Annotated in this window: 20 protein-coding genes and 3 pseudogenes; 12 read left to right on the top strand and 11 right to left on the bottom strand. The window is 64.8% G+C overall.

The annotated features are described in order from the left end of the window. On the top strand, nucleotides 1-233 hold a 233-nt coding region (locus A5733_RS27880; RefSeq protein WP_233152662.1), incomplete at its 5' end, for an FCD domain-containing protein. Nucleotides 234-369: 136 nt separating this feature from the next. Here A5733_RS27880 and A5733_RS28195 read toward each other — a convergent pair. Continuing rightward, nucleotides 370-585 (bottom strand): annotated as a pseudogene (locus A5733_RS28195) (GntR family transcriptional regulator); the annotation flags it as partial. A 269-nt stretch (nucleotides 586-854) separates the two neighbouring features. Between A5733_RS28195 and A5733_RS09655 the strand changes: the two are divergent. The 4 genes and pseudogenes from A5733_RS09655 (at nucleotide 855) to A5733_RS09640 (ending at nucleotide 7,254) form a co-directional block, all read left to right on the top strand. Next, nucleotides 855-1,949, top strand: a complete 1,095-nt coding sequence (locus tag A5733_RS09655) for a phosphotransferase (protein ID WP_083666070.1) — start codon at nucleotides 855-857, stop codon at nucleotides 1,947-1,949. A 32-nt stretch (nucleotides 1,950-1,981) separates the two neighbouring features. Then, nucleotides 1,982-3,301 (top strand): aspartate aminotransferase family protein, encoded by a 1,320-nt coding sequence (locus tag A5733_RS09650; RefSeq protein ID WP_198938762.1) that lies wholly within the window; start codon nucleotides 1,982-1,984, stop codon nucleotides 3,299-3,301. A 46-nt stretch (nucleotides 3,302-3,347) separates the two neighbouring features. Further along, nucleotides 3,348-5,746, top strand: a pseudogene (locus A5733_RS09645) (FAD-binding and (Fe-S)-binding domain-containing protein). Nucleotides 5,747-5,757: 11 nt separating this feature from the next. Beyond that, nucleotides 5,758-7,254 carry an NAD-dependent succinate-semialdehyde dehydrogenase gene (locus A5733_RS09640; protein ID WP_076239945.1) on the top strand — a complete coding sequence of 499 codons (1,497 nt, stop codon included), beginning with the start codon at nucleotides 5,758-5,760 and terminating at the stop codon, nucleotides 7,252-7,254. Nucleotides 7,255-7,302: 48 nt separating this feature from the next. Here A5733_RS09640 and A5733_RS09635 read toward each other — a convergent pair whose 3' ends face one another. From A5733_RS09635 to A5733_RS09620, 4 genes are all read right to left on the bottom strand, one after another. Next, the gene (locus A5733_RS09635) at nucleotides 7,303-8,520 is read right to left on the bottom strand and encodes a D-alanyl-D-alanine carboxypeptidase family protein (protein WP_076239944.1); all 1,218 of its coding nucleotides are present in this window, start codon (nucleotides 8,518-8,520) and stop codon (nucleotides 7,303-7,305) included. Between the two features lie 79 nt (nucleotides 8,521-8,599). Further along, nucleotides 8,600-9,598: an SMP-30/gluconolactonase/LRE family protein gene (locus A5733_RS09630; RefSeq protein ID WP_076239943.1), complete on the bottom strand. Its 999-nt coding sequence runs from the start codon at nucleotides 9,596-9,598 to the stop codon at nucleotides 8,600-8,602. Nucleotides 9,599-9,637: 39 nt separating this feature from the next. Next, nucleotides 9,638-11,008: an aspartate aminotransferase family protein gene (locus A5733_RS09625; protein ID WP_076239942.1), complete on the bottom strand. Its 1,371-nt coding sequence runs from the start codon at nucleotides 11,006-11,008 to the stop codon at nucleotides 9,638-9,640. Further along, complete coding sequence (locus A5733_RS09620; protein ID WP_067769578.1) at nucleotides 11,005-11,517, bottom strand: Lrp/AsnC family transcriptional regulator; 513 nt, start codon at nucleotides 11,515-11,517, stop codon at nucleotides 11,005-11,007. Before A5733_RS09620 ends, A5733_RS09625 begins: the two co-directional genes overlap by 4 nt. Nucleotides 11,518-11,640: 123 nt before the next feature. On the opposite strand from A5733_RS09620, the gene A5733_RS09615 reads away from it, so the two are divergent. The 3 genes from A5733_RS09615 to A5733_RS09605 are packed head-to-tail and all read left to right on the top strand — an operon-like array spanning nucleotide 11,641 to nucleotide 14,602. Further along, entirely contained in the window at nucleotides 11,641-13,128 is a 1,488-nt protein-coding gene (locus A5733_RS09615; protein ID WP_076239941.1) for a gamma-aminobutyraldehyde dehydrogenase, read from the top strand. A 44-nt stretch (nucleotides 13,129-13,172) separates the two neighbouring features. Continuing rightward, the gene (locus A5733_RS09610; protein ID WP_076239940.1) at nucleotides 13,173-14,081 is read left to right on the top strand and encodes a sigma-70 family RNA polymerase sigma factor; all 909 of its coding nucleotides are present in this window, start codon (nucleotides 13,173-13,175) and stop codon (nucleotides 14,079-14,081) included. Beyond that, nucleotides 14,081-14,602, top strand: coding sequence for a PPOX class F420-dependent oxidoreductase (locus A5733_RS09605; protein ID WP_076239939.1), 522 nt, complete (start codon nucleotides 14,081-14,083; stop codon nucleotides 14,600-14,602). Before A5733_RS09610 ends, A5733_RS09605 begins: the two co-directional genes overlap by 1 nt. On the opposite strand, the pseudogene A5733_RS09600 reads toward A5733_RS09605, so the two are convergent. Beyond that, nucleotides 14,565-15,161: pseudogene (locus A5733_RS09600) on the bottom strand (carboxymuconolactone decarboxylase family protein); the annotation flags it as partial. The gene A5733_RS09605 and the pseudogene A5733_RS09600 overlap by 38 nt on opposite strands. Nucleotides 15,162-15,287: 126 nt before the next feature. Between A5733_RS09600 and A5733_RS09595 the strand changes: the two are divergent. Continuing rightward, the gene (locus tag A5733_RS09595; protein WP_076239937.1) at nucleotides 15,288-16,142 is read left to right on the top strand and encodes a hypothetical protein; all 855 of its coding nucleotides are present in this window, start codon (nucleotides 15,288-15,290) and stop codon (nucleotides 16,140-16,142) included. A 76-nt stretch (nucleotides 16,143-16,218) separates the two neighbouring features. On the opposite strand, the gene A5733_RS09590 is transcribed toward A5733_RS09595, so the two are convergent. Genes A5733_RS09590 through sdhC form a run of 4 tightly spaced genes read right to left on the bottom strand, consistent with a single transcriptional unit; the run spans nucleotide 16,219 to nucleotide 19,651 of the window. Beyond that, nucleotides 16,219-17,004 carry a succinate dehydrogenase iron-sulfur subunit gene (locus tag A5733_RS09590; RefSeq protein WP_076239936.1) on the bottom strand — a complete coding sequence of 262 codons (786 nt, stop codon included), beginning with the start codon at nucleotides 17,002-17,004 and terminating at the stop codon, nucleotides 16,219-16,221. A gap of 2 nt (nucleotides 17,005-17,006) precedes the next feature. Next, nucleotides 17,007-18,761, bottom strand: a complete 1,755-nt coding sequence (gene sdhA, locus A5733_RS09585; RefSeq protein WP_067769593.1) for a succinate dehydrogenase flavoprotein subunit — start codon at nucleotides 18,759-18,761, stop codon at nucleotides 17,007-17,009. A gap of 3 nt (nucleotides 18,762-18,764) precedes the next feature. Next, nucleotides 18,765-19,187, bottom strand: coding sequence for a succinate dehydrogenase hydrophobic membrane anchor subunit (locus tag A5733_RS09580; RefSeq protein WP_197508273.1), 423 nt, complete (start codon nucleotides 19,185-19,187; stop codon nucleotides 18,765-18,767). A 47-nt stretch (nucleotides 19,188-19,234) separates the two neighbouring features. Next, nucleotides 19,235-19,651, bottom strand: coding sequence for a succinate dehydrogenase, cytochrome b556 subunit (sdhC, locus tag A5733_RS09575; RefSeq protein WP_076239954.1), 417 nt, complete (start codon nucleotides 19,649-19,651; stop codon nucleotides 19,235-19,237). A gap of 213 nt (nucleotides 19,652-19,864) precedes the next feature. On the opposite strand from sdhC, the gene A5733_RS09570 reads away from it, so the two are divergent. From A5733_RS09570 to A5733_RS09560, 3 genes are read left to right on the top strand one after another with little or no spacing between them, the layout of a single operon-like run. Continuing rightward, a complete protein-coding gene (locus A5733_RS09570; RefSeq protein WP_076239935.1) occupies nucleotides 19,865-20,263 on the top strand; it encodes a cytidine deaminase in 399 nt (132 codons plus the stop codon). Nucleotides 20,264-20,302: 39 nt separating this feature from the next. Continuing rightward, on the top strand, nucleotides 20,303-21,601 hold the full coding sequence (locus tag A5733_RS09565) for a thymidine phosphorylase (RefSeq protein WP_198938760.1): 1,299 nt from the start codon (nucleotides 20,303-20,305) through the stop codon (nucleotides 21,599-21,601). A gap of 40 nt (nucleotides 21,602-21,641) precedes the next feature. Further along, the gene (locus A5733_RS09560; RefSeq protein WP_076239953.1) at nucleotides 21,642-22,730 is read left to right on the top strand and encodes an adenosine deaminase; all 1,089 of its coding nucleotides are present in this window, start codon (nucleotides 21,642-21,644) and stop codon (nucleotides 22,728-22,730) included. A gap of 3 nt (nucleotides 22,731-22,733) precedes the next feature. Here the strand turns inward: A5733_RS09560 and A5733_RS09555 are convergent, their stop codons facing one another. Then, entirely contained in the window at nucleotides 22,734-24,386 is a 1,653-nt protein-coding gene (locus A5733_RS09555; protein ID WP_076239933.1) for an amidohydrolase, read from the bottom strand. Nucleotides 24,387-24,392: the final 6 nt, after the last annotated feature.

Genomic DNA, 24,392 nt, shown 5'->3' with positions numbered 1-24,392 from the left:
TGGGGCCGGACACCGACCTGTTGCCGCTGGTTGCGGCGATGGAGGAGTTCAAGTCAGCGCTGAAAACCGAGGATCCACGCACGATCGTTGAGAAGGATCTCGCGATCCACCAGGCAATAGTCGGGATGATGAACAGCCCGCGCCTGGACAAGTTCTACTCCGAGTTGCTGTCGGATCTCCGCTACTTCCTTCTCGTCTTGTCTCTGGATCCTCGGTTTTCAGCGCTGACTTGAACTCCTCCATCGCCGCAACCAGCGGCAACAGGTCGGTGTCCGGCCCCAACGAGGTGGCGGCCGCACTTTCCAAATGCAATCGCGCGCGATAGATGTCGAGGACCTCCTCATCGGAGGGGTCCCACACCACGAGCCCTCGGTTGAAGGTGTACTTGACGAGCCCGGTGCCCTGCAGCAGTCGTACGGCCTCCCGAACGGTATTGCGCGAGATCCCTAAAGCGTCGGCCACGACGCTTTCCCTGATGCGCTCCCCGGGCTTGAGTTCGCCTTCAAGGATCATGTCCATCAGCCCGTCGGCAATCTGCTGTGCGCTGCTACGTCCGACGATCTGGATGCGGTCTGCTACAGACATGCAGGCATCGTACAACTGTTAAACAGCTGATTGGGTGCAGTGTCATCAATTGTGGGCGGTCACGCTGGACACCTATGTCCTAATGTTCTACAGTTCATCGAAACGTGTCCGAAACCGTCCGACGTGAAGCAGCAGGGCTGCTTGTTCCCGAAGATGTTCCATCGCGGTCATGGGGCCGGTCGGCTCTGGGCGTCACGAAACTTGGTTATTGGCTCGCGAAAAGGTGAAGCAGTTGTCGAAGGGGCTGATGTAGTGAGGGGCAGGGCGACGTGATCGCAGGTTCTGATGTGCTGGCTCAGATCGCGCAAGAGAGCGCTCTGGAATCGTATGCCGACAAGTTGCCGGAGTCTCAGGTCGCCGCCGAGTTGCGTCATCAGTACGACCTGGCGGGCCGGCTCACTCGTATTCCGACGGAAAAAGACGATACCTTTCGGCTCGCAACCGACGTGGGAAAGTTCCTGGTAAAGATTGCACCTGCATCCGAGAGTGCCCGCATCGTCAACTTGCAATCATCAGCCATGTTGCACCTTGAGCGCTCGGCCGCGGCGGTGCCGGCCCAGCGGCTGATCCGCGGCGTACAGGGCCAAGTGGAGTCCATCATCATCGACGCCCACGGGAAAGAACGCATTCTGCGGGTCCTGACCTACCTGGACGGTGAGCTGCTTGCCGGGACCGTGCCTACATCCTCTCAGTTGCGATGTGTGGGTTCCATGCTGGCGCGGATGGACAACGCACTGGCTAACTTCCATCACCCTGAGGGCGCACGGCGGCTCATCTGGGATCTCAAGAACTTCCTCCACATGAGGCCGCTACTCGAATTCGTCAACGATCGCGACGACCTGACGATGGCAACATGGGTATTCGACCAATTCGAGACCTATGTTGCGCCCAAAATTGGCACTCTGCAGAGTCAGATTATCCATGGCGACTTCAGTCCGTTCAACGTCGTTGTTGACCCGACCTCGCCCGACTTTGTCACCGGCATCATAGATTTCGGCGATGTCGTGCGAAGTCCAGTGGTCTTTGAACTTGCTGTCGCTGTCGCCAACCAGATTGGCATCGATCAGCGCCACCCATGGAACAGCGCGGTAGACATCGTGAGGGGGTACCGATCGGTGCGGGCCCTCTCGAACGCTGACGCGCGGCTACTTGCTATCGCCGGTCCGGCCCGACTTCTTCTGCGCGCGTTGGTTTTCGGATGGCGAGCGGTCAGTCATCCGCATACCCGTGACTACGGACTGTCGCATTCTGCACTCGATTGGAACCGACTTCGTTGCGCGCTGTCGGTGTCCAAGGCCACCGTCGAAGAATCGTTGTCGACCGCCGGTGGTAAGTCGCCCGTGGAGGGAAAGGAAAGGCAATGACCAAGAGCATCGCACCTAAGGCGTCCGAGCCCATGGTGAACGGGTTCGACAAATCGCGCATTCATGAGTTGTCAGCGAAGACGCGCAAGCAGGTCCAAGAGCGTGACCGTCTTCTCGGACCGGGTTACCGGCTGTTCTACGCAGATCCCGTCGAGATCGTACGCGGGGCCGGAACCTTGCTTTTCGATGCCGAAGGCCGAGACTATCTCGACGTCTACAACAACGTGACCAGCGTCGGACATTGCCATCCCTACGTCGTCGACGCCGTTTGCCGCCAGCTCTCGACACTGAACACAAACACCCGTTACATCCAACAATCGATTCTGAACTACAGCGAGCAGTTCCTGAGCACTATGCCGGCGGAACTCGGACATGTCATGTTCACCTGCACCGGCTCCGAGGCCAACGACCTTGCGATGCGGGTGGCGCGGTATTACACCGGGAACCAAGGCATTATCGTCACCGCAGGCGCCTACCACGGCCTGACCTCCGATGTGTCAGCGTTCTCCCCATCCTTAGGTGTCGGCGTCCCGCTCGGGCCACACGTGCGCACCATCAGCGCGCCGGATCGATTGCGGCATGGCGGAGATGACCAAGTTGTCGCAGCGATGCGCCGGGAAATCCGCGATGCCATCGCCGATCTGGAGCGGCACGGGTTCGGTGTCGCGGCATTCATCGCCGACATGATCTTCTCTTCCGACGGGATCTACGCAGACCCCCCGGGATTCCTGCAACCGGTGATCGAGGAAGTGCATAACGCCGGTGGGCTCTTTATCGCCGACGAAGTGCAACCAGGCTTCGGCCGCACCGGTGAACATTGGTGGGGATTCCAGCGGCATGGACTGATACCAGACATCATGACTACCGGCAAGCCGATGGGTAATGGTACCCCTATCGCTGCAGCTGTCTTCAAACCCGAGCTTCTCGAGGAGTTCGGCCGCAACATTCGTTATTTCAATACTTTTGGCGGCAACTCGGTCTCTATCGCCGCAGCACAGGCTGTGCTAGACGTGATCGAGAACGAGGGTTTGATCGACAACGCGAAGCGGGTCGGTGACTACATCCAAGACCAGATCTCCCGGCTCACCGCAGGCTATGACCAGATCGCCGAAGTCCGGGGGGCGGGCTTGTTCATCGGCGTGGATATCGTCACCGACAGTGCGTCGAACACCCCTGATGGGGAAGCCGCTCTGCGAGTGGTCAATCACATGCGCCGTCGCCGGGTCCTGATCTCGGCCTCTGGACCGCGAGGCAGCGTGCTGAAAATCCGCCCGCCGCTGCCCTTCTCGATCAGTGATGCCGACAGAATGCTGGAGAATCTCGACACCGTTCTGGCCGAGGAGCTTCATTGAGTGCTGCACAAGCAATGTCGGCCGCATCGTTCGGACGGCATAACAGATGATGGCGCAAGTAGCCGCTGCAGACTTACTCGAACACCTGACTACCAGTGCAATCGAGATCGACACCGCCAGTCGGCGTCTCGCCGAGTACAGCTACGATGCCTCGAATTATCGGGTGGCACCGCTGGCGGTGGCTTTTCCCCGCAGCTCCGATGAAGTCAGCCAAATTCTCTCGGTGTGTTCGCGAGCAGGTGTTCCCGTCATCGCCCGGGGCGGAGGCACTTCGATGGCCGGAAACGCTATCGGCACGGGGGTGGTCCTTGATCTCTCCAGATATATGGACCGGATCTTGGAAATCGACGCCTCTGGCAGGACTGCAGTCGTCGAGCCAGGAGTCATCCTTACTGACCTCGCCGAAACGGTGCAGAAGACCACGGACAACCAGCTGACATTTGCTCCGGACCCGTCGAGCAAGAATCGGGCAACTGTGGGTGGATCCATCGGAAATGATGCCTGCGGCAATCATTCCGTCCGGTATGGCCGCACCGGCGACCATGTGATCTCCCTCGACCTGGTTTTGGCCGACGGAACTCGTGTCACTGCAACGCGATCCGGTATGTACGCCACCGACCCCAGCGATGCGGTTGCAGCCGAGCGAGCCAGCGAGTTGTCCGCTGGATTGCGTGCGCTCGCTACCGCGTACATGCCGTATCTTCGGCTAGAGCTGGGGCGTATTCCGCGTCAAGTATCCGGTTTCCATCTCGGCAATCTCCTACCGGAGAATGGCTTCGATGTTGCTCGTGCACTCGTCGGCAGCGAAGGCGCTTGCGCAGTGGTAGTTGGCGCCACCATGCGATTGGTGGAAGTGCCGCCCTCGACACTGCTGATGATTGTGGCCTACGACGACATTGTGGATGCCGCCCGCGACGTCACAACAATCCTGCGCTATTTGCCGGCTGCAATCGAAGGCATCGACGAACAAATTGTCGCGACGATGAAAGCGCGGCGCGGTAACGACGCTGCTTCCGAGCTGCCAGCCGGAAAAGCCTGGCTCTATGTCGAACTGGACGGAAACGACGAAGCCGACGTGGCCGCACGAGCGAAAAGCCTTGCCGCCGACCTGCAGAAGAACGGAAGAGCGCTGGCCTGTCGGGAGGTCCACGACCCCTCCGAGCGCAAGCGGCTGTGGCGCGTCCGGGAAGATGGCGCGGGTCTGTCCTCACGGTTGCCGCTGCCCGACGGCACCAGCGTAACGTCTTGGCCAGGGTGGGAAGATTCCGCAGTCGCCCCAGAGAACCTTGCTGACTATCTGGCTGACTTCAAGCTACTGCTTGAGCAGTATGGGCTCGTCGGAGTGATGTACGGCCACTTCGGCGCCGGCTGCATGCACATACGCATAACCTTCGACCAACGGACGCCGGAAGGTCGAGACGTGATGTCGGCCTTCCTCACTGCGGCCGCACGTTTAGTAGTCGAGCATGGCGGAACGCTATCAGGCGAACACGGAGACGGCAGAGCTCGGTCCCAGCTGCTGCCCGAAATGTACTCGCCGACAATGATGCGCGCCTTCTCCGATTTCAAGCAGCTGTTTGATCCGCGCGGCATTCTCAACCCGAGCATGATCATCGATCCGCAGCCAGTCACCGACAATCTCGCTCTGGCCGACATTCCGGACCTGCCGTGGCCGACGACCTTCGCTCTTCAGGATTCGAGAAGTGCGGGACTCGGGGGGTTCGCCGAAGCGGTGCAACGTTGTATTGGCGTAGGCCGCTGCCGATCACATAGCAGTGGTGTCATGTGCCCGAGCTATAGGGCGACCGGGGACGAGAAGGACTCCACCCGTGGGCGAGCCCGCGTCCTGCAAGACATGGTCCGAGGCGCCCGCAACGTTCAGCAAGCTTGGGCTTCAGAAGATGTGCGCGAGGCATTGGACCTGTGTCTGTCATGTAAGGCATGCTCCACGGATTGCCCAACAGGTGTGGACATGGCGACATATAAGGCAGAATTTCTCGACCATTAGTCGACAACCCGGCCGCAGAGCGAGTGGCACGCCGTGTCCGTAGCTTCGCCCAACAGGTCAGCGCGCAAAGTGATCGAGGCTGGACTCCGCGAGCAGCTCTACCGGCGAGGGTCATCGTGCAATCCCACTGTCATGAGTACGCAGTGTTTGGAGCCGCCACACAGCGTCGTGCGCTGGAGAGCGTCGGAATCGAAAGTGTTCACGAGGCAACAGGATGTTGTGGGGTAGCCGGCAACTTCGGCTTCGAACGAGATCACTTCGACGTCAGCATGGCCGTCGCCGAGCAAGCTCTTGCACCGGCTTTGAGGGCTGACCCGACCGCGATCGTTCTCACTGACGGCTTCAGCTGTCACATGCAGGCAAGGCAACTCTCCGATAACGCTACGCCGAGCGCTTCCGATCATCTCGCGCAACTTCTCGACCCCGGTCCCCGATAGGAGATACACCGATGACCGCAACAACGACTTTGCCAAGTTCGACCACGCCAGACGTTGATATCGCCTCGATTCCCAACGGACTGCTCATCGGCGGGCGGTGGCTAGATGCTGGCGACGGCAAAATGTTCGAGGTAGAGAATCCCGCCACTGGCGAGGTGCTGGCCGCTGTTGCAGACGCGGGACCAACAGATGGGGACGATGCACTGGCTGCCGCCGTGGCGGCACAGGCATCGTGGGCGCGTACCGCGCCGCGCTATCGCAGCGAAATCCTGCGTCGCGCATACGATTTGGTAATGGCCCGGCAAGATTGGCTGGCCACAGTGATGACCATGGAAATGGGTAAGCCGCTCGCCGAAGCAAAGAGTGAGGTCGCCTACGCGGCTGAATTCCTCAGGTGGTTTTCGGAAGAGGCAGTCCGGATCTCCGGCGATCACACTACAACTGGCGACGGAGCCAACCGCATCATTGTTACCCGCGAACCCGTCGGTCCCTGCATTCTGATCACGCCATGGAACTTTCCACTGGCTATGGGCACTCGCAAGATCGCGCCGGCGGTAGCGGCCGGCTGCACAATGGTTCTCAAACCGGCACCCCAGACCCCGCTCAGCTCGTTGGCGCTGGCTGCGATCATGCAGGAAAGCGGGCTGCCTGATGGCGTTCTCAACGTGGTCAACACGACCGATGCTGCGACCGTGGTCGAGCGGTGGATGGCCAGTGGTAAAGCGCGAAAGGTCAGCTTCACCGGTTCAACGGCGGTAGGCAAGCTTCTGTTGCGACAGGCCGCCGATACCGTGATGAGGTCCTCAATGGAGTTGGGAGGTAACGCGCCCTTCATCGTTTGTGCAGACGCCGACATCGACACTGCCGTCGAAGGTGCGATGGCGGCCAAGATGCGAAACATGGGCGAAGCGTGCACGGCAGCCAACCGCTTGTACGTCCATCGCGATATTGCAGACGAATTCTCCGAGCGGCTCGCTGCTCGCATGGCGGCTTTGAAGGTCGGTAACGGACTTGCGGACGGCACGGAAGTAGGGCCGCTCGTCGATTCCGCCGGACAACAGAAAGTGCAGCGGCTGGTGGATGACGCGTTGTCGCGAGGAGCAACGGCGCTTACCGGCGGTCAACTCCCCGGGGGCCGGGGCTACTTTTATCCACCCACCGTGCTGGCGAACGTGTCTTCGGATTCAGATCTGATGACCACCGAGGTGTTCGGGCCGGTTGCACCCGTTATACCGTTCGATGACGAAGCCACCGTGATAGCGCAAGCCAACGACACCGAATGGGGCTTGGTGGGATACGTTTTCACGCAAGACATCGACCGCGCCTTCGATCTCAGTGAGCAGCTTGAGGTCGGAATGGTCGGCATCAACACCGGTATCGTGTCCAACCCGGCAGCCCCTTTCGGCGGGGTGAAGCAATCGGGCCTCGGCCGCGAAGGTGGCAAAGTCGGTATCGATGAATTCCTTGAGTACAAGTATCTTGCGGTTCCGCGCAGACAGGGCAGGTAGGCAGTCATACCGATTCCGAATGCGGCTCTGCTGCAGCGCTTGTGCTGCTCACCGGATGGTGCGGCGATTCAGCGACCGCGCGCCCATCATCAGCATGAACACGATGAGAGCGCCGACCACCGCGACACCCACTCGGACCGGCAGGGCATCGGCGGGCGGTAGCACCGAGGCCGCCTGCGCCGCGGCGGCATCGGGCTCGGCCGGCTTGGGCTTGAGTGACGCGTCCGGGTCGACGAGCGTGCCGATCTTGGTTCCCGGTGGGGTGGCGAAACCGTAGTCGAGCAGATGGGCAGCCTGCTCCCATGGGGCGATCGGCACCCGGGTGCCTTTCATGAGAACTGCCACCAGGCGGCGGCCGTCGCGTTCGGCTGCGCCGACGAAGGTCTGGCCCGCGTCATCGGTGTACCCGGTCTTGCCGCCGAGGGCGCCCGGGTAGTTGTAGAGCAGCTTGTTGTCGTTCTCGACGGGGTAGGACGCGTTGCCGTCGCGGCCGGGGAAGTCGTAGCTCTGGGTCCGCACGATGTCGGCGAAGACCGGGTTTTGCCAGGCGTACCGGTAGAACAGCCCGATGTCGTAGGCCGAGGTGCTCATGCCCGGGCCGTCCAGACCCGAGGGCGTGGCGGCCCGGGTGTCGCGGCCGCCGAGCTTGCCGGCCAAGATGTTGAGCTTCTGCAACGCCGGGTCCATCCCGCCCAACTGCACCGCCAGCGCGTGCGCGGCGTCGTTGCCGGAGTGCATCAGCAGACCGTGCAACAGATCGTTGATCGTGTACTGGCCGCCGGGGCCGACGCCGACGCGGGTGCCTTCGGAGTTGGCGTCCTCCTGGGTGCCGGCGACCAGCTTGTTGAGGTTGAGTTCGTTGAGCGCGGCGGTGGCCACCAGGACTTTGATGATGCTGGCCGGGCGGTGCCGGCCGTGCGGATCGCGCGCGGCGATGATGTCGCCGCTGTCCAGATCGGCGACCAGCCAGGCCTCGGCGGAGACATCGTTGGGCAGTGGCGGGGTGTCGGGCGCAGTGATCACGCCACAGCTCGACAGCGCTTCGCCACCAATTGTCTTGGTGGGCACCGGGAGCGGGCCGGGGGTTGGATCGCCCGGCTTGGGAACCTCTGAGGCGTCCACGGCCGGCGGGGTCGTCACCCGGTACGGGCAGTCCACGGCCGGATCGGCGTTGGCCGCACCGGCCGTCATCAGGGGTGCGGTCAGCATCGCCAGTGCCGCGAACGCGGACACCACGCGCCGGGTCGTCTTCTGCAAGGTCGCCATCGTGTCCGAAGATTAGGCCACGTCGACGCCGTTTGCGGTTTGCCACGCTGTGGCTGGTGTGACTGGTGTTAAAACTGCGCTAACGCACACCCGGAACGTCGGCATACGCCAACGCCGGGAAGGCGATCGTCGACATCCACAACTTGCCCGCCGATTCCACCAGGCCGGTGACGGTGCCGAAGTCCGGACGGGTGGCCTGGATTCCGGTGAGCACGTCGCCGGAGCCAGGGTCGAAAGCCAGCACCCATACGTGTGGCCGGATCTTGGGCTGGAGCCGATCGGGCAACCGCCACAAGAGCCTTCGGATCACCGGTGCCCGTGGTGCGAGGGCCTCGGCGGCGGCGTTCGGCGGGGAGACCATTGCCACCCAGATCCGGCCGTCGACACCGGTGGAGATGTTGTCCGGATACCCCGGCAGATGCACTGCCAGGGGCGTCACCGTCCCGGCCTGCGGCCCACTCAGCCAGTACTTCGACAACCGCCGGCCCTGGGTTTCGGCGAACACCAGGGCCGATTCGTCGGCAGTGGCGGTCAGGCCGTTGGCGAAGTACAGGCCGTCGACGAGCGTGGTGACCGTGCCGTCGGTGCCGAGCCGGAACAAGCTGCCGCGCCCACGGGCCTCCATGACCGCACCGGCGAAATGCTCGTAGTGGAACTGGCTGGTCGACTCTGTGAAATAGATTGTGCCGTCGGCAGTCTCGGTCACGTTGGAGCAGAACCTCAAGGGCCGGCCGGCCACGGACTCGACCAGCGTCGTCAACGCGCCGGAGTCAGGATCCAACGCCAGCAGCCCGCGGTGGCTGTCACAGACCAAAACCCGCCCGTCGCGGGCGACGTGCAGGCCCAGCGGCCGCCCGCCGGTAGTGGTGACGACGGTCGTGTCACCGGCAGGGGAGACCCGCACGATGCGACCGTCCTCCAAACCGGTCCACAGCTGCCCGGAGGCGTCGACGACGACGTCCTCGGGCCCGTGGCCGGGCATCGGGACGATGGTGAGCTCGGCCGGCCCGAAGTCCGGTAGCGGATCGATCGGTGGTGGTGTCCAACGGATCGGATCGATCGGCGGTTTGCGTGGCACGCAGTCAGTCTGCCGCCGAATCGGTATTCCGGTAGGGAATCAGAGCAGCTTGCCGGCCTCGGTGAGCACGCCGTGCAGGATCTCGTAGATCGCATCGAACTCGGCCTGCCCGCTGATCAGCGGCGGGGCCAGCTGGATCACCGGGTCGCCCCGGTCGTCGGCGCGGCAGTACAGCCCCGCCTCCCACAATGCCGGGGTGAGGAAGCCGCGCAGCAACCGCTCGGACTCTTCGTCGTTGAAGGTCTCCTTGGTGGCCTTGTCCTTGACCAGCTCGATGCCGTAGAAGAAGCCCTCACCGCGGACGTCGCCGACGATCGGCAGGTCGTAGAGCTTTTCCAAGGTGGACCGGAACGCCGGTGCGTTCTCCTTGACGTGGTCGTTGAGCCCCTCGCGCTCGAAGATGTCGAGGTTGGCCATCGCCACCGCGGCCGAAACCGGATGTCCGCCAAAGGTATAGCCGTGGCCGAAGACTGTCTTGCCGTCGTTGAACGGCTCGAACAACCGGTCGCTGGCTACCATCGCTCCCAGCGGCGAGTAACCCGATGTCAGACCCTTGGCGCTGGTGATGATGTCCGGCACGTAACCGAAGTCGTCGCAGGCGAACATCGATCCGATCCGGCCGTAGGCGCAGATCACCTCGTCGGACACCAGCAGCACGTCGTAGGAGTCGCAGATCTCGCGCACCCGCTCGAAGTAGCCGGGTGGTGGCGGGAAGCAGCCGCCCGCGTTCTGCACTGGCTCCAGGAACACTGCGGCCACGGTGTCGGGGCCCTCGAACTCGATGGCCTCGGCGATGCGGTCGGCGCAGTAGCGACCGAAAACCTTTTCGTCATGCGCGTATTCGGCCGGTGCGCGGTAGAAGTTGGTGTTCGGCGCGCGGAAGCCACCGGGGGTCAGCGGCTCGAACGGCGCCTTGAAGGCCGGGATCCCGGTGATCGCCAGCGCGCCCTGCGGGGTGCCGTGGTAGGCGATCGCACGTGAAACCACTTTGTGCTTACCGGGTTTGCCGGTCAGCTTGAAGTATTGCTTGGCCAGCTTCCAGGCGCTCTCGACGGCCTCGCCGCCGCCGGTGGTGAAGAACACCCGGTTCAGGTCGCCCGGCGCGTAATTGGCGACGCGTTCGGCCAGTTCGATGGCCGGCGGTGTGGCGTAGGACCACAGCGGGAAGAACGACAGCTTCTCGGCCTGTTTGGCTGCGGCTTCGGCCAACTCGGCCCGGCCGTGGCCGACCTGCACGACGAACAGGCCGCTCAACCCGTCGATGTAGCTCTTGCCCTTGTCGTCGAAGATGTGCACGCCCTCGCCGCGGGTGATGATGGGCGGGGTGATGCCCTCGCCGTGCCGGGCGAAGTGGCCCCACAGGTGGCGATTGGCCTTGGCGCCCAGATCGGTTGTCTCCGTGTTGGTCATCGGGTTCCCCAGTTGTATTGCTGCTTGACGAGTTTGAGGTAAACGAGGGTTTCGGTGGTGATCACTCCGGGCAGGGACCGGATCTCGGTGTTGAGAAGTTCGAGCAGGCTGTCGTCGTCCTCGCACACCACCTCGACGATGGCGTCGAACGATCCGGCCGTCAGGACGACATAGTCCACCGCTTCGAGGGCCGACAGCTTTTCGGCCAACTTGAGCGTGTCTCCGGTGCAGCGGATGCCGATCATGGCCTGCCGCGCGAAGCCGAGTTGCAGTGGATCGGTCACCGCGACGATCTGCATGACCCCGGCGTCGACCATGCGCTGCACGCGCTGGCGCACCGCGGCCTCCGACAGTCCCACGGCCTTACCGATTCCGGCGTACGAGCGGCGTCCGTCGGCTTGGAGTTTCTCGATGATCGCCTTCGACAGATCATCGAGCTGAAAGGCGGTGCGAGAATTGTTCACCCGCAGCGGCACGGGCTGAAGGTCAGCGCCCTCAGGGTTGGTCATCCACCGATTGTGCACGGAATCCGTTGTTTGCGGCAACTGAATCAATGAAATCCTTCGTCGCAACCCGGGTGTGACACGGGATTGCGTAGAGAACGTTCATGTCTTCGGTTACCGTGGGGCCCCATGAGTGTGGCAGTGAATGTGACGAGCAGTTGGATCGATGGCGCACCGGTGGCGACGGCCGGACCCATCCACCAGATCATCGACCCGGCGTCCGGCCAGGCTGTCGTTGACTACTCCTTGGCCACCGAGGCCGATGTGGATGCCGCTGTCGCCTCTGCACGTAAGGCATTCCCCGGCTGGGCGAAGGCCGCCCCGGCCGAACGGTCAGCAGTACTGGCCAAACTCGCCAAGCTCGCCGACGAGCGCGCCGATCAGCTGATCGCCGAGGAGGTCAGCCAGACCGGGAAGCCGGTGCGGCTGGCGACTGAGTTCGACGTGCCCGGCAGTATCGACAACATCGACTTTTTCGCCGGTGCTGCCCGTCGCCTGGAAGGCAAGGCCACCGCTGAGTACTCAGGTGACCACACCTCCAGCATCCGGCGTGAGGCCGTCGGCGTGGTCGCGACCATCACCCCGTGGAACTACCCGCTGCAGATGGCGGTGTGGAAGGTCATCCCGGCGCTCGCCGCCGGCTGTTCGGTCGTCATCAAGCCCGCCGAGGTCACCCCGCTGACCACCCTCACACTGGCCCGGCTGGCCACCGAGGCCGGTCTGCCCGACGGCGTGTTCAACGTGGTCACCGGCGGTGGCGCCGACGTGGGAACGGCCCTGGCCGCACACCGTGACGTCGACGTCGTGACCTTCACCGGGTCGACTGCCGTCGGCCGCAAGGTGATGGCCGCCGCAGCCACCCACGGTCACCGCACCCAGCTCGAACTGGGCGGCAAGGCGCCGTTCGTGGTGTTCGACGACGCCGATCTGGACGCTGCCATTCAGGGAGCCGTGGCCGCTTCCCTGATCAACACCGGCCAGGACTGCACCGCGGCCACCAGGGCGATCGTCGCTCGCGATCTCTACGACGACTTTGTCGCCGGCGTGGCAGAGGTGATGAGCAAGATCGTCGTCGGCGACCCGCACGATCCCGACACCGACCTCGGGCCGCTCATCTCCTTCGCGCACCGCGACAAGGTGGCGGGCATGGTGGCCCGGGCACCCCAGCAGGGCGGCCGTGTCGTCACCGGCGGCGTGATCCCCGAGCTGCCCGGCGCGTTCTACCGTCCCACCCTGATCGCCGATGTCGCGGAGACCTCCGAGGTGTACCGCGACGAGATCTTCGGCCCGGTGCTGACGGTGCGGTCGTTCACCGATGACGACGATGCGATCCGGCAGGCCAACGACACCGACTATGGCTTGGCCGCCTCGGCCTGGACCCGCGACGTGTACCGCGCCCAGCGGGCTTCACGCGAGATCAACGCCGGATGCGTGTGGGTCAACGACCACATCCCGATCATCAGCGAGATGCCGCACGGTGGCGTCGGCGCGTCCGGCTTCGGCAAGGACATGAGCGACTACTCGTTCGAGGAGTACCTCACCATCAAGCACGTGATGAGCGACATCACCGGTGCGGTCGAAAAGGGCTGGCACCGAACGGTATTCAACAAGCGCTGACCGCAGTGTGCCGCGGTCACGCTCGGCGGGATTAAGCTTGGTCTGTGACCACTGCGGCGCGCACCGACGAGTTCGAGGCGCTGCGGCCGCACCTGTTGGCGGTCGCCTATCGGTTGACGGGTACCTATGCCGATGCCGAAGACATCGTCCAGGACGCCTGGTTGCGCTGGCACGACAATAAGAGCACGATCGCCGACCTACGCGCCTGGCTGACCACCGTGGTGAGCCGGTTGGGTCTGGACCGGCTGCGTTCTGCGGCCCATCGACGCGAGGCCTATTACGGCGAATGGCTGCCCGAGCCTGTCGTGACCGGGCTCGATGCGAACGATCCACTCAACGCGGTGGTGGCAGGGGAGGACGCGCGGTTCGCCGCGATGGTCGTGCTCGAACGGCTCACGCCCGATCAGCGGGTGGCGTTCGTGTTGCACGACGGTTTCGGCCTACCCTTCGGCGAAATCGCCGGCGTGCTCGGAGTCAGCGACGCCTCGGCCCGCCAGTTGGCCTCGCGGGCCCGCCGCGCAGTCTCCGACAACCCACCGCCGTCGTCGTCCGACGATGTGCACAACCAGGTTGCGGGCGAGCTGATGGTCGCCCTGGCGTCGGGGGAGCTCGACGCCGTCGTCCGCTTGCTGCATCCGGACGTGACGTTCACCGGCGATTCGAACCGGCGCGCCCCGACCGCTGCCCGCGTCATCCACGGGCCGGACAAGGTGGCCCGCTTCATCCTCGGACTGGCGCAGAAGTACGGCCCGAATTGGTTGGCGGGCAGTCAATTTGCGCTTGTCAACGGCCAGTTGGGCGTCTACACGACAGGCGCCCCCGCCGGTGACGGCTACCCCGAGATGATGCCGCGGGTCACGATCTTCACCGTCCGCGACGGCTTGGTCTGCGCGGTATGGGACATCGCCAACCCGGACAAGTTCACCGGATCCCCGTTGCGAGGTGCCCGGTGATGCCGAACGAGCCCGGCACCCTGGCCCAAACCTTCAGCCGGATGATGTTCCGCGGCATGGACAAGATGCGTCACCGTGACGCCTTCGACATCGGCCCGGCGACCGGGACGGATTTCGCCGGATTCGAGAACCACCGCCAGATCGTGTTGGTGACGTACCGACGTTCGGGGGAGGCGGTGCCCAGCCCGATCAACCACGGCATCGACCCCGCCGGTCCGGGCAAGCTCTACGTCCGCACCGATGCGTCGACCGCCAAGGTCAGGCGCATTCGGAACAATCCGCACGTCCTCGTCGTGGCGTGCAATCTGCGCGGCAAGCCCACCGGTCCGGTGGTGGCCGGTGTGGCCCGCATCCTCGACGAATCCGAACATGCGCACGCCGAGTCGGTGATCGCGGCCAACTGGAGTCTGCCGATGAAGTTGTTCGAGCGCAGCCTGGATGCCGGGAGTCAAACGCTCGGTGTGCCCATGGCGTACATCGAGATCACGCCCAGGGAACCCGGCACGCATCCCCGGAATTGAACCCCTGCTCGGTGATGCCCAGCGCCGAGTACATCCGGGCCCGCATGTTCTCCACGCCGATCTGGTAGGTCAACTCGATCACCCCGTCGTCGCCGAAGCGGCGTTGCAGGTCGGCCACCTGCTCGTCGGTGACGGTGTGCGGATCGGTGGTCATGGCGTTGGCGTAGCTGATCGCGGCTCGCTCGTCGTCAGTGAACAGTGGCGAGGTGGCGTAGTCGTCGATCGACTTGAGCCGCTCCATGTCGAGGTTGTCCAGCCGCATCAGCATGGAGCCGAAGTCCACGCACCACGAGCAGCCGACTGTGCGGGCGGTCCAGAACACCGCGAGCTCCCGGACGCTGGCCGGCAACTTCTTCGAACCACTCTTCAACAGCATTTCGTGTGCAGCGTTGGCGACCAGTAGACGCGGGTGGTGTGCCGCCACGGTGAACGGTTCGGGCACCTCACCGAACTGACGCTTGGCGAACCAGTACATGGCACGGGTCAACAGGCCGGCTTGTTTGGGGGTGACGGGGGCGATTCGTGTTTTTGTCTCGGTCATATCCAGTAGACGAGATGGCCGCTGAGTTTGTGACGCCGCCTCGTCGAATGTGAAGACGATGGCCAGATTTTCGGAAAATCTCGCGATTTTGTTCGCCTTCGGCGCAGGTGGAACCCTGGTGACCTGCGCGGCGTCCTATTTGTCATGTCACTGCCGTTTCTGGGCACTGAGGCGTTGGCCGCGGGCAAGGTCAACCGGTATCAGCTGACCACCAACTACGACCTGCTCCACCGGAATGTGTACGCGCCACGTGGATCGGTGCTCACTCCCATCGACCGGGCGGTCGCGGCCTGGCTGTGGTCGGGCCTGCGCGCTGTCGCGGCGGGCATGTCAGCTTCCGCGCTGCACGGCTCTCGGTGGATCGACGCGCAACTGCCCGCTGAGCTGATCCACTCCAGCCGCCACAAGACCGGCGGGATCGTCCTGCACAGCGACACCCTGGCCGACGGGGAAGTCTGCCGGGTGCGCGGAATCCAGACGACGACGCCGGCTCGGACCGCATTCGACTTGGGCCGCCGGCCGGGGTTATCGGTCGCCGTCGAGCGGGTCGACGCCCTGCTGCAGGCCTGCGACCTGAAACTTGTTGAGGTTCAAGCACTTATCGAAAATCACCGCGGCGTGCGGGGGCTCGTGCAGTTGCGGAAGGTGTTGGATCGTGCCGACTATGGCGCCGAATCACCGCAGGAAACCCGGCTCCGGCTGGTGTACACGAAAGCGGGCATGCGCCCGACCAAGACCCAGATCAACGTGTTCGACGGATATACGTGGGTCGGCCGCATCGACATGGGTTGGCCGGAATGGAAGGTCGGCGTGCAGTACGACGGCATTCAACACTGGACCGATCCGCGACAGCGCACCAAGGACATCGATCAGGATGCCCAGTACCGCGAACTCGGCTGGCGCATCGTTCGCGTCGGCGCTGATCTGCTGCGTCACCGCCAACGAATCATCATCGACCGCACCCGCCAAGCCCTCCGGGATGCCGGCGCCCCCTTCTGATGCCCAACGTGAAGACGATCGCGAGATTTTCGAGAAATCTCGCGATCGTCTTCACACTCGGCGGAACATCGAAGATCTAACGCGCGAACATCAAAGCGCGCTTGACCTCCTGGATCGCCTGGGTCACCTGGATGCCACGCGGGCACGCCTCGGTGCAGTTGAACGTGGTGCGGCAACGCCACACACCGTCGACCTCGTTGAGGATGTCCAAACGCTCGGCGGCCGCCTCGTCACGTGAGTCGAAGATGAACCGGTGCGCGTTGACGATCGCGGCCGGGCCGAAGTACGACCCCTCGCTCCAGTACACCGGGCACGAGGTGGTGCAGCAGGCGCACAGGATGCACTTGGTGGTGTCGTCGTAGCGGGCCCGGTCGGTGGCGCTCTGGATGCGCTCCTTGGTGGGCGGGTTTCCGCTGGTGATCAGGAACGGCTTGACGGCGCGGTAGGCGTCGAAGAACGGCTCCATGTCCACCACCAGGTCCTTCTCCACGGGCAGGCCGCGGATCGGCTCGATGGTGATGGTCAGCTGCTTCTTGGGGTTCTTGGGCAGCATGTCGCGCATCAGCACCTTGCAGGCCAGCCGGTTCACACCGTTGATCCGCATGGCGTCGCTACCGCACACTCCGTGGGCGCAGGACCGACGGAACGTCAGCGTGCCGTCCAGGTAGCCCTTCACGTACAGCAGCAGGTTCAGCAGCCGGTCTGAGGGCAGGCACGGCACCCGGAAACTCTGCCAGCCGGCGGCGTCGGGGTTCTCGGGGTCGAACCGGGCGATCTTCAGCGTCACCATGACCGCGCCCTCGGGGACCGGGGGCAGCGGCGGATCGCCGGCTTCGGGCTTATCGATGACAGGTGCACTCACGGTCAGTACTTCCTTTCCATCGGCTCGTACCGGGTCTGGACCACGGGCTTGTAGTCCAGCCGGATGTCGGCGAGCAGCCCGGGGCCTTCCTTGTACGCCATGGTGTGGCGCAGGTAGTTCGTGTCGTCGCGGTTCGGGTAGTCCTCACGCGCGTGGCCGCCGCGGGACTCCTTGCGGTTGAGCGCACCGACCACGGTCACCTCGGCCAGCTCCAGCAGGAAGCCCAGTTCGATGGCCTCGAGCAGGTCGCTGTTGTAGCGCTTGCCCTTGTCGTGCACGGTGATTCGGGCGTAGCGCTCCTTGAGGGCGTGGATGTCGGTCAGCGCCTGCTTGAGCGTCTCCTCGGTGCGGAACACCGCGGCGTTGTTGTCCATCGACTGCTGCAGCGCGGTGCGGATGTCGGCGACGCGCTCGTTGCCGTGCTCGGAGAGGATGTCGCCGACCCAGCCGACCACCATGTCGGCCGGGTTCTCCGGCAGGTCGACGTGGTTGTGGTTGGCGGCGTACTCGGCGGCGGCGATGCCGGCACGACGGCCGAACACGTTGATGTCCAGCAGCGAGTTGGTGCCCAGGCGGTTGGCGCCGTGCACCGAGACGCAGGCGCACTCACCGGCGGCGTACAGGCCGGGGATGACGTTGGTGTTGTCGCGCAGCACCTGGCCGTGGACCGTGGTGGGAATGCCGCCCATGACGTAGTGGCAGGTCGGGTACACCGGCACCAGCTCGGTGACCGGGTCCACGCCAAGGTAGGTACGGGCGAACTCGGTGATGTCGGGAAGCTTGGCCTCCAGCACGTCCTCGCCGAGGTGACGCACGTCGATGTAGACGTAGTCCTTGTTCGGTCCGGCGCCGCGGCCTTCGAGCACCTCCAGCACCATCGACCGGGCCACGATGTCACGCGGCGCGAGGTCGACGATCGTCGGCGCGTAGCGCTCCATGAACCGCTCGCCCTCGCCGTTGAGCAACCGGCCGCCCTCACCGCGCACGGCTTCGGAGATCAGGATGCCCAGGCCGGCCAGACCGGTCGGGTGGAACTGGTGGAACTCCATGTCCTCCAAGGGAAGTCCCTTGCGGAAGATGATGCCCAGGCCGTCACCGGTCAGGGTGTGGGCGTTGGAGGTGGTCTTGTACATCCGGCCGGACCCGCCGGTGGCGAAGACGATCGCCTTGGCGTGGAAGATGTGGATGTCGCCGGTGGCCAGCTCGTAGGCGATGACGCCGGTGGCCACCGGGCCGGCCGGGGTCTCGGTCAGCGCGATGTCCAGGGCGTAGAACTCGTTGAAGAACTCCACGTCGTGCTTGACGCAGTTCTGGTACAGCGTCTGCAGGATCATGTGGCCGGTGCGGTCGGCGGCGTAGCAGGCCCGGCGCACCGGGGCCTTGCCGTGGTCGCGGGTGTGCCCGCCGAAGCGGCGCTGGTCGATGCGGCCCTCGGGCGTCCGGTTGAACGGCATGCCCATCTTCTCCAGGTCCAGCACCGCGTCGATGGCCTCCTTGGCCATGATCTCGACGGCGTCCTGGTCAGCGAGGTAATCGCCACCCTTGACGGTGTCGAAGGTGTGCCATTCCCAGTTGTCCTCTTCGACGTTTGCCAGCGCGGCGCACATGCCGCCCTGGGCTGCGCCGGTGTGCGAACGCGTCGGGTACAGCTTGGTCAGCACGGCGGTGCGGACGCGCGGACCGGCCTCGACGGCTGCGCGCATGCCGGCGCCGCCCGCGCCGACGATGACGACGTCGTAGCGATGTTCCTGAATCATGGGTCAGCTCCCAATATTCGGGTCGAAGGTGACCAAGACGTAGGTGCCCAGAACCAGGGTGAACCCTGTCGCCAGCAGCAACAGCGAATTCAGCCAGAACTTCGTGGTGTTCTTACGGGCGTAGTCGCCGATGATGGTCCGCAGGCCGTTGGCCCCGTGGATCATCGCCAGCCACAGCAGGGCCATGTCCCAGATCTGCCAGAACGGCGAGGCCCACCGCTGCGCGACATAGTTGAAGTCGATGCGGTAAACACCGTCGGACCACATCAGCATGATGAACAGGTGGCCCAGCGCCAGGAACACCAGGGCGACACCCGAGAACCGCATGAACAGCCACGCGTACTTTTCGAAGTACGGGATACCGCGGGGACGACGGGGCGCGCGCGGGTGGTCCAGCGCAGCCGGCCGGTCGTGTTCGCGTTCCATCACCGGTGCGGGGCGGCCGAGCCGCGACTCACCTGCTCCTGGCGCGCTCACAGGAACCGCTCCACCATGTGCATACCGAGAACTCCTAGTGCGGCGATGAGAACCACGGCAAAGACGCCGACGGCGACCGCGAGCATCTGCCGCTGGTAGCGGGGACCCTGCTGCCAGAAGTCGATGAGGATGACGCGGATGCCGTTGAGTGCGTGGAACAGCACGGCGGCGACCAGGCCCATCTCCATCAATCCGACGATGGGGGTCTTGTACGTCTCGATGACCTCGTTGTAGGCCTGCGGGCTCACGCGGACCAACGCGGTATCTAGGACGTGTACGAACAGGAAGAAGAAGATCGTGGCACCGGTAATACGGTGCAGCACCCAGGACCACATTCCCGGATCACCGCGATAAAGGGTGCGCCGTCGTGCTTTCCTGGGTTGCGGAGCCGGTACCTCCGTCTGAGTACTCATCGGGCCCTCCAACGCCATCGGTGGGACGTCTGGGACTGCTCAGGATTAGCCCCAAACCTCGGGGCGACTCTAAACCCATTTGTAGTGGCGAACGAATTACGGTTGACCTGTTCGGCCCACTGAACAGGCAAAAGTTAGGCTTACCTATCTTAATGCGAGAGCCGCGGACGGGGGTTTCGGAATGCATTCAGAACCTATGTGGGGGATGCCCGTATGACGGCGAATGTGGACTGGAAGTTATTGCGTGACAAGGCAATTGACGTTTCCGGGCGGGCTTACGCGCCGTATTCCGGATTTCCGGTGGGCGCCGCGGCCCTCGTCGACGATGGTCGCGTGGTGGCCGGTTGCAATGTGGAGAATGTCTCATATGGCCTAGGTCTCTGTGCCGAGTGCGCTGTGGTCTGCGCCTTGCATTCGCAAGGGGGTGGAAGGCTCGTCGCGTTGTCGTGTGTGGGCCCGGATGGCGCCCTGCTCATGCCCTGCGGACGGTGCCGTCAGGTGTTGCTGGAACACGGCGGGCCGGGGATGCTCGTCGACCATCCGAGTGGCCCGCGGCCGCTGGCCGAGCTGCTGCCCGACGCCTTCGGCCCACAGGATCTGGAACGTCGGTAAGGCCAAGTGGTCCAACAACTCCGGTTACCGACGAGTAGGTTGACGGCCATGCCTTTCGACGCGCCGTCTGTCATTCGGACCAAACGGGACGGCGGTGTGCTGTCCGACGCCGCCATCGACTGGGTGATCGACGGCTACACCCACGGACGGGTGGCCGACGAGCAGATGTCGGCCCTGTTGATGGCGATCTTCCTCAACGGGATGACGGTGACCGAGACCACCCGCTGGACCGCCGCCATGGTCGCTTCCGGGGAGCGGTTCGATTTCACCGACCTGCGTCGTGAGGGCAAGCCGCTCGCCCTCGTCGACAAACACTCCACCGGCGGGGTCGGCGACAAGATCACCATCCCGCTGCTGCCGGTCGTAATGGCTTGCGGGGGCAGCGTTCCGCAGGCATCCGGCCGCGGCCTGGGGCATACCGGTGGCACGCTCGACAAGCTGGAATCGATCGCCGGGTTCACCGCGGAGCTGTCCAAAGACCGTATCCGCCAGCAACTTTCCGATGTCGGCGGAGCGATCTTCGCCGCCGGTGAGCTGGCTCCGGCCGATCGCAAGATCTATGCCCTGCGGGATATCACGTCCACCGTCGATTCGACGCCCCTGATCGCCAGTTCGGTGATGAGCAAGAAGCTCGCCGAGGGTGCCCGGTCCTTGGTGCTCGACGTCAAAGTCGGCCGGGGTGCGTTCCTGAAGACCGAGGCCGACGCCCGGGAGCTGGCGCGGATCATGGTCGACCTCGGGAATGCCGACGGGGTCCCGACGCGGGCCCTGCTCACCGACATGAACTGCCCGCTGGGCTGCGCCGTCGGTAACTCCGTGGAGGTGGCCGAATCGCTGGAGGTGCTGGCCGGCGGCGGCCCGGCCGACGTGGTCGAGCTGACGCTGACGCTGGCGGCCGAGATGCTCGGCGCCGCCGGTGTCGACGGCGCCGACCCGGCTCAGACGCTGCGTGACGGGACCGCGATGGATCGGTTCCGGGCGCTGGTGGCAGCGCAGGGCGGGGACCTGAGCCGCCCGCTGCCGATCGGGACGGCAACCGAGACCGTGACGGCCCCGCACGGCGGCATCATGGGTGACATCGACGCCATGGGCGTGGCGATGGCGGCGTGGCGCTTGGGTGCGGGTCGGGCGCAGCCGGGGGAGCCAGTACAGCTCGGCGCGGGGGTGCGGATTCACCGCAAGCCGGGGGAGCCCGTGGCCGCCGGAGAGACGCTGTTCACCCTCTACACCGAGACCGCGGAGCGGCTACCCGGCGCGCTCGCCGAACTCGACGGCGCCTGGTCGGTCGACGACTCGGCACCGGCGCAGCGGCCCCTGGTCATCGACCGAATCGTCTGACGGGCACCCACGGCTGCGGTGCCGAGGGATGATGGGGGGCATGAGCACCCCGCTGACCTTGGACAAGATTCAGCACGCACCCAAGGCCCTGCTGCACGACCACCTCGACGGTGGGCTGCGTCCGGCCACCGTGCTGGAGCTGGCCGGTGAGCTCGGGTACGACGACCTACCCGCCACGGAGGTCGACGAGCTGGCCACGTTCTTCCGCACCGCCGCCCACAGCGGCTCGCTGGAGCGTTACCTGGAACCGTTCGCCCACACCGTCGGCGTCATGCAGACCCCTGAGGCGTTGCATCGGGTGGCCCACGAGTGCGTGGAGGATCTGGCGGCCGACAACGTGGTGTACGCCGAGGTCCGGTTCGCCCCCGAGCTGCACATCGACCGCGGCCTGTCGCTCGACGACGTCGTCGATGCGGTCCTGGCCGGGTTCGCCGACGGGGAGAAGGCAGCCGCGGCCGCGGGTCGCACGATCACCGTGCGCTGCCTGGTCACCGCGATGCGCCACGCGGCCCGGTCACGTGAGATCGCCGAGCTGGCAATCCGATTCCGCGACAAGGGCGTGGTCGGATTCGACATCGCCGGAGCCGAGGCCGGCTACCCACCCACCCGGCACCTGGATGCCTTCGAGTACATGCGGGGCAACAACGCGCGCTTCACCATTCACGCCGGCGAGGCGTTCGGTCTGCCGTCGATCCACGAGGCCATCGCGTTCTGCGGTGCCGACCGGCTGGGCCACGGCGTGCGCATCGTCGACGACATCACCGAGCTCGACGACGGCACCCAACACCTGGGCCGGCTGGCCTCGCTTCTGCGGGACAAGCGCATCCCGCTGGAGATGTGCCCGAGCAGCAACGTGCAGACCGGGGCGGCACCAAGCATCGCCGAGCACCCCTTCGACCGGCTGGCCCGACTCCGGTTCCGGGTCACGGTCAACACCGACAACCGGCTGATGAGCGACACCACGATGAGCCAGGAGATGCTGCGTCTGGTCGAGGCGTTCGGCTACGGCTGGAGTGATCTGGAGCGGTTCACGATCAACGCGATGAAATCGGCCTTCATCCCGTTCGACCAACGGCTCGCATTGATCGACGAGGTGATCAAGCCTCGGTACGCGGTGCTGGTCGGCTGAGGGTCACGGCGCGGCATAGACGGTCTGTCCGCCGACAATCGTCTCCACCGGCCGTACCTCCCCGATGTCGGCGGCGGTGCGGATATCTCGGTCGAGGACCACGAGGTCGGCCAGCATGCCCTCGGCGATGCGCCCGGTCCGATCCTGACCGTTGGCGTAGGCCGATCCCGCGGTGTAGGCATGGATCGCTGAAGCCAGCTTGATGCCCTCCTGAGGTTGCAGCGGCGTGTCGAAGACGCCGTCGCCGATCGCGTGTGGATCGGCACGGGTGCCGGTGCGGTGCACGGCGGTGTGGATGGCCCACAAGGGGTTCGGGTCGGTCACCGGCCAGTCACTACCCATGGCGAGCGTGGCGCCGTGACGCTGGATGGACGCAAATGGGAAGTGCCACGGTTCACGTTCGGGCCCGAGCAGCGGGAGCTTGCGCTCGACGATCTCTTTGTCCCGCCGTGCCCAAAGGGCCTGGATGTTGGCGATGACCCCGAGCTGGCCGAATCGCGGAATGTCGAGTGGATCCACCACATCCAGGTGAGCGATCTGGTGGCGAGCGTCGAACTGAGGATGCTGTGCGGCGGCGTGTTCGAGTGCATCGAGACATTCACGCACCGCGCGGTCGCCGACGGCATGCATATGGATGCCGAACCGCGCTCCGGCAAGCAGGGCCGTGATCTTGTGGAGGTCGTCGGGATCGATGAACGACTGCCCGCTCGGAATGTCGTGACCGGCGACGGCCCGGTACGGCGCGAGCATCGCGGCCGTGCAGTTCTCGCAGATGCCGTCCTGCATGACCTTGACCATGCTCGCGATGAATCGCGAATGGCCTGTGAGCTCTCGGCGGGCGCACAGGTCGGCGAGTTGCTCGGTATCGCGTCCGGCCTCCCACCACAAGGCGCCGACCACCCGAGCTGTCAGTTCGCCGGCTTCATCGGCTTCGACGTAGGTGTCGAAGTTGTCTTTCAGCCCGAAGAACTCGGCACCGACGGCCGCGTCCTGCCAGCCGGTGACACCCACGGAATGCAGCCGCCGTTGCGCCTCGAGCAGAGCACGCCGCATGAACGCCGGCGTCACCTCGGGGATGAGACCATTGACGGCATCGCCGCCGCGGTCGAGGAGCACCCCGGTGGGTTCACCTGCATGATCGCGGATGATCCGGCCGCCGACGGGATCGGCAGTGTGAGCACCGATCTCGGCGAGTTCCAGGGCTCGGGAGTTGACCCATGCGCCGTGGTAGTCGTGGCTGGTGAGAATTACGGGTCGGTCGGATACGACGGAATCGATGTCGTGTCGGGTCGGGAAGCCGTCGGGGAAGGCGTCGCCGTACCAGCCGGCCCCGGCAATCACCGGCTCGTCGGGGTGGTCGGCGGCGTAGCGAGCGATGGCGGTGAGGTACGCCTGGCGATCGTGGGCCAGTCCGGACAGGTCGCACCGCAGCGCCGCCATGCCCGCGGCGACGGGATGTGCGTGCGCGTCGACGAATCCGGGCAGCAGGCTGGCGCCGCCGAGATCCGTGACTTCCGTGTGTTTTCCGACCATGTCGCGGTCCACGCGGCGGCCGACGGCGACGATGGTGTCGCCGTGGACGGCCACGGTGTCGGCGGGCTCGGCTCCGGCGGCCGGGAACACGGCCGCGTTGGTGAAGATGCGATCAGCGAACATGGTGTC

The organism is Mycobacterium sp. NS-7484 (assembly GCF_001953975.1).
GTDB lineage: Bacteria > Actinomycetota > Actinomycetes > Mycobacteriales > Mycobacteriaceae > Mycobacterium.
This window is presented reverse-complemented; position numbering and strand designations above follow the sequence as displayed.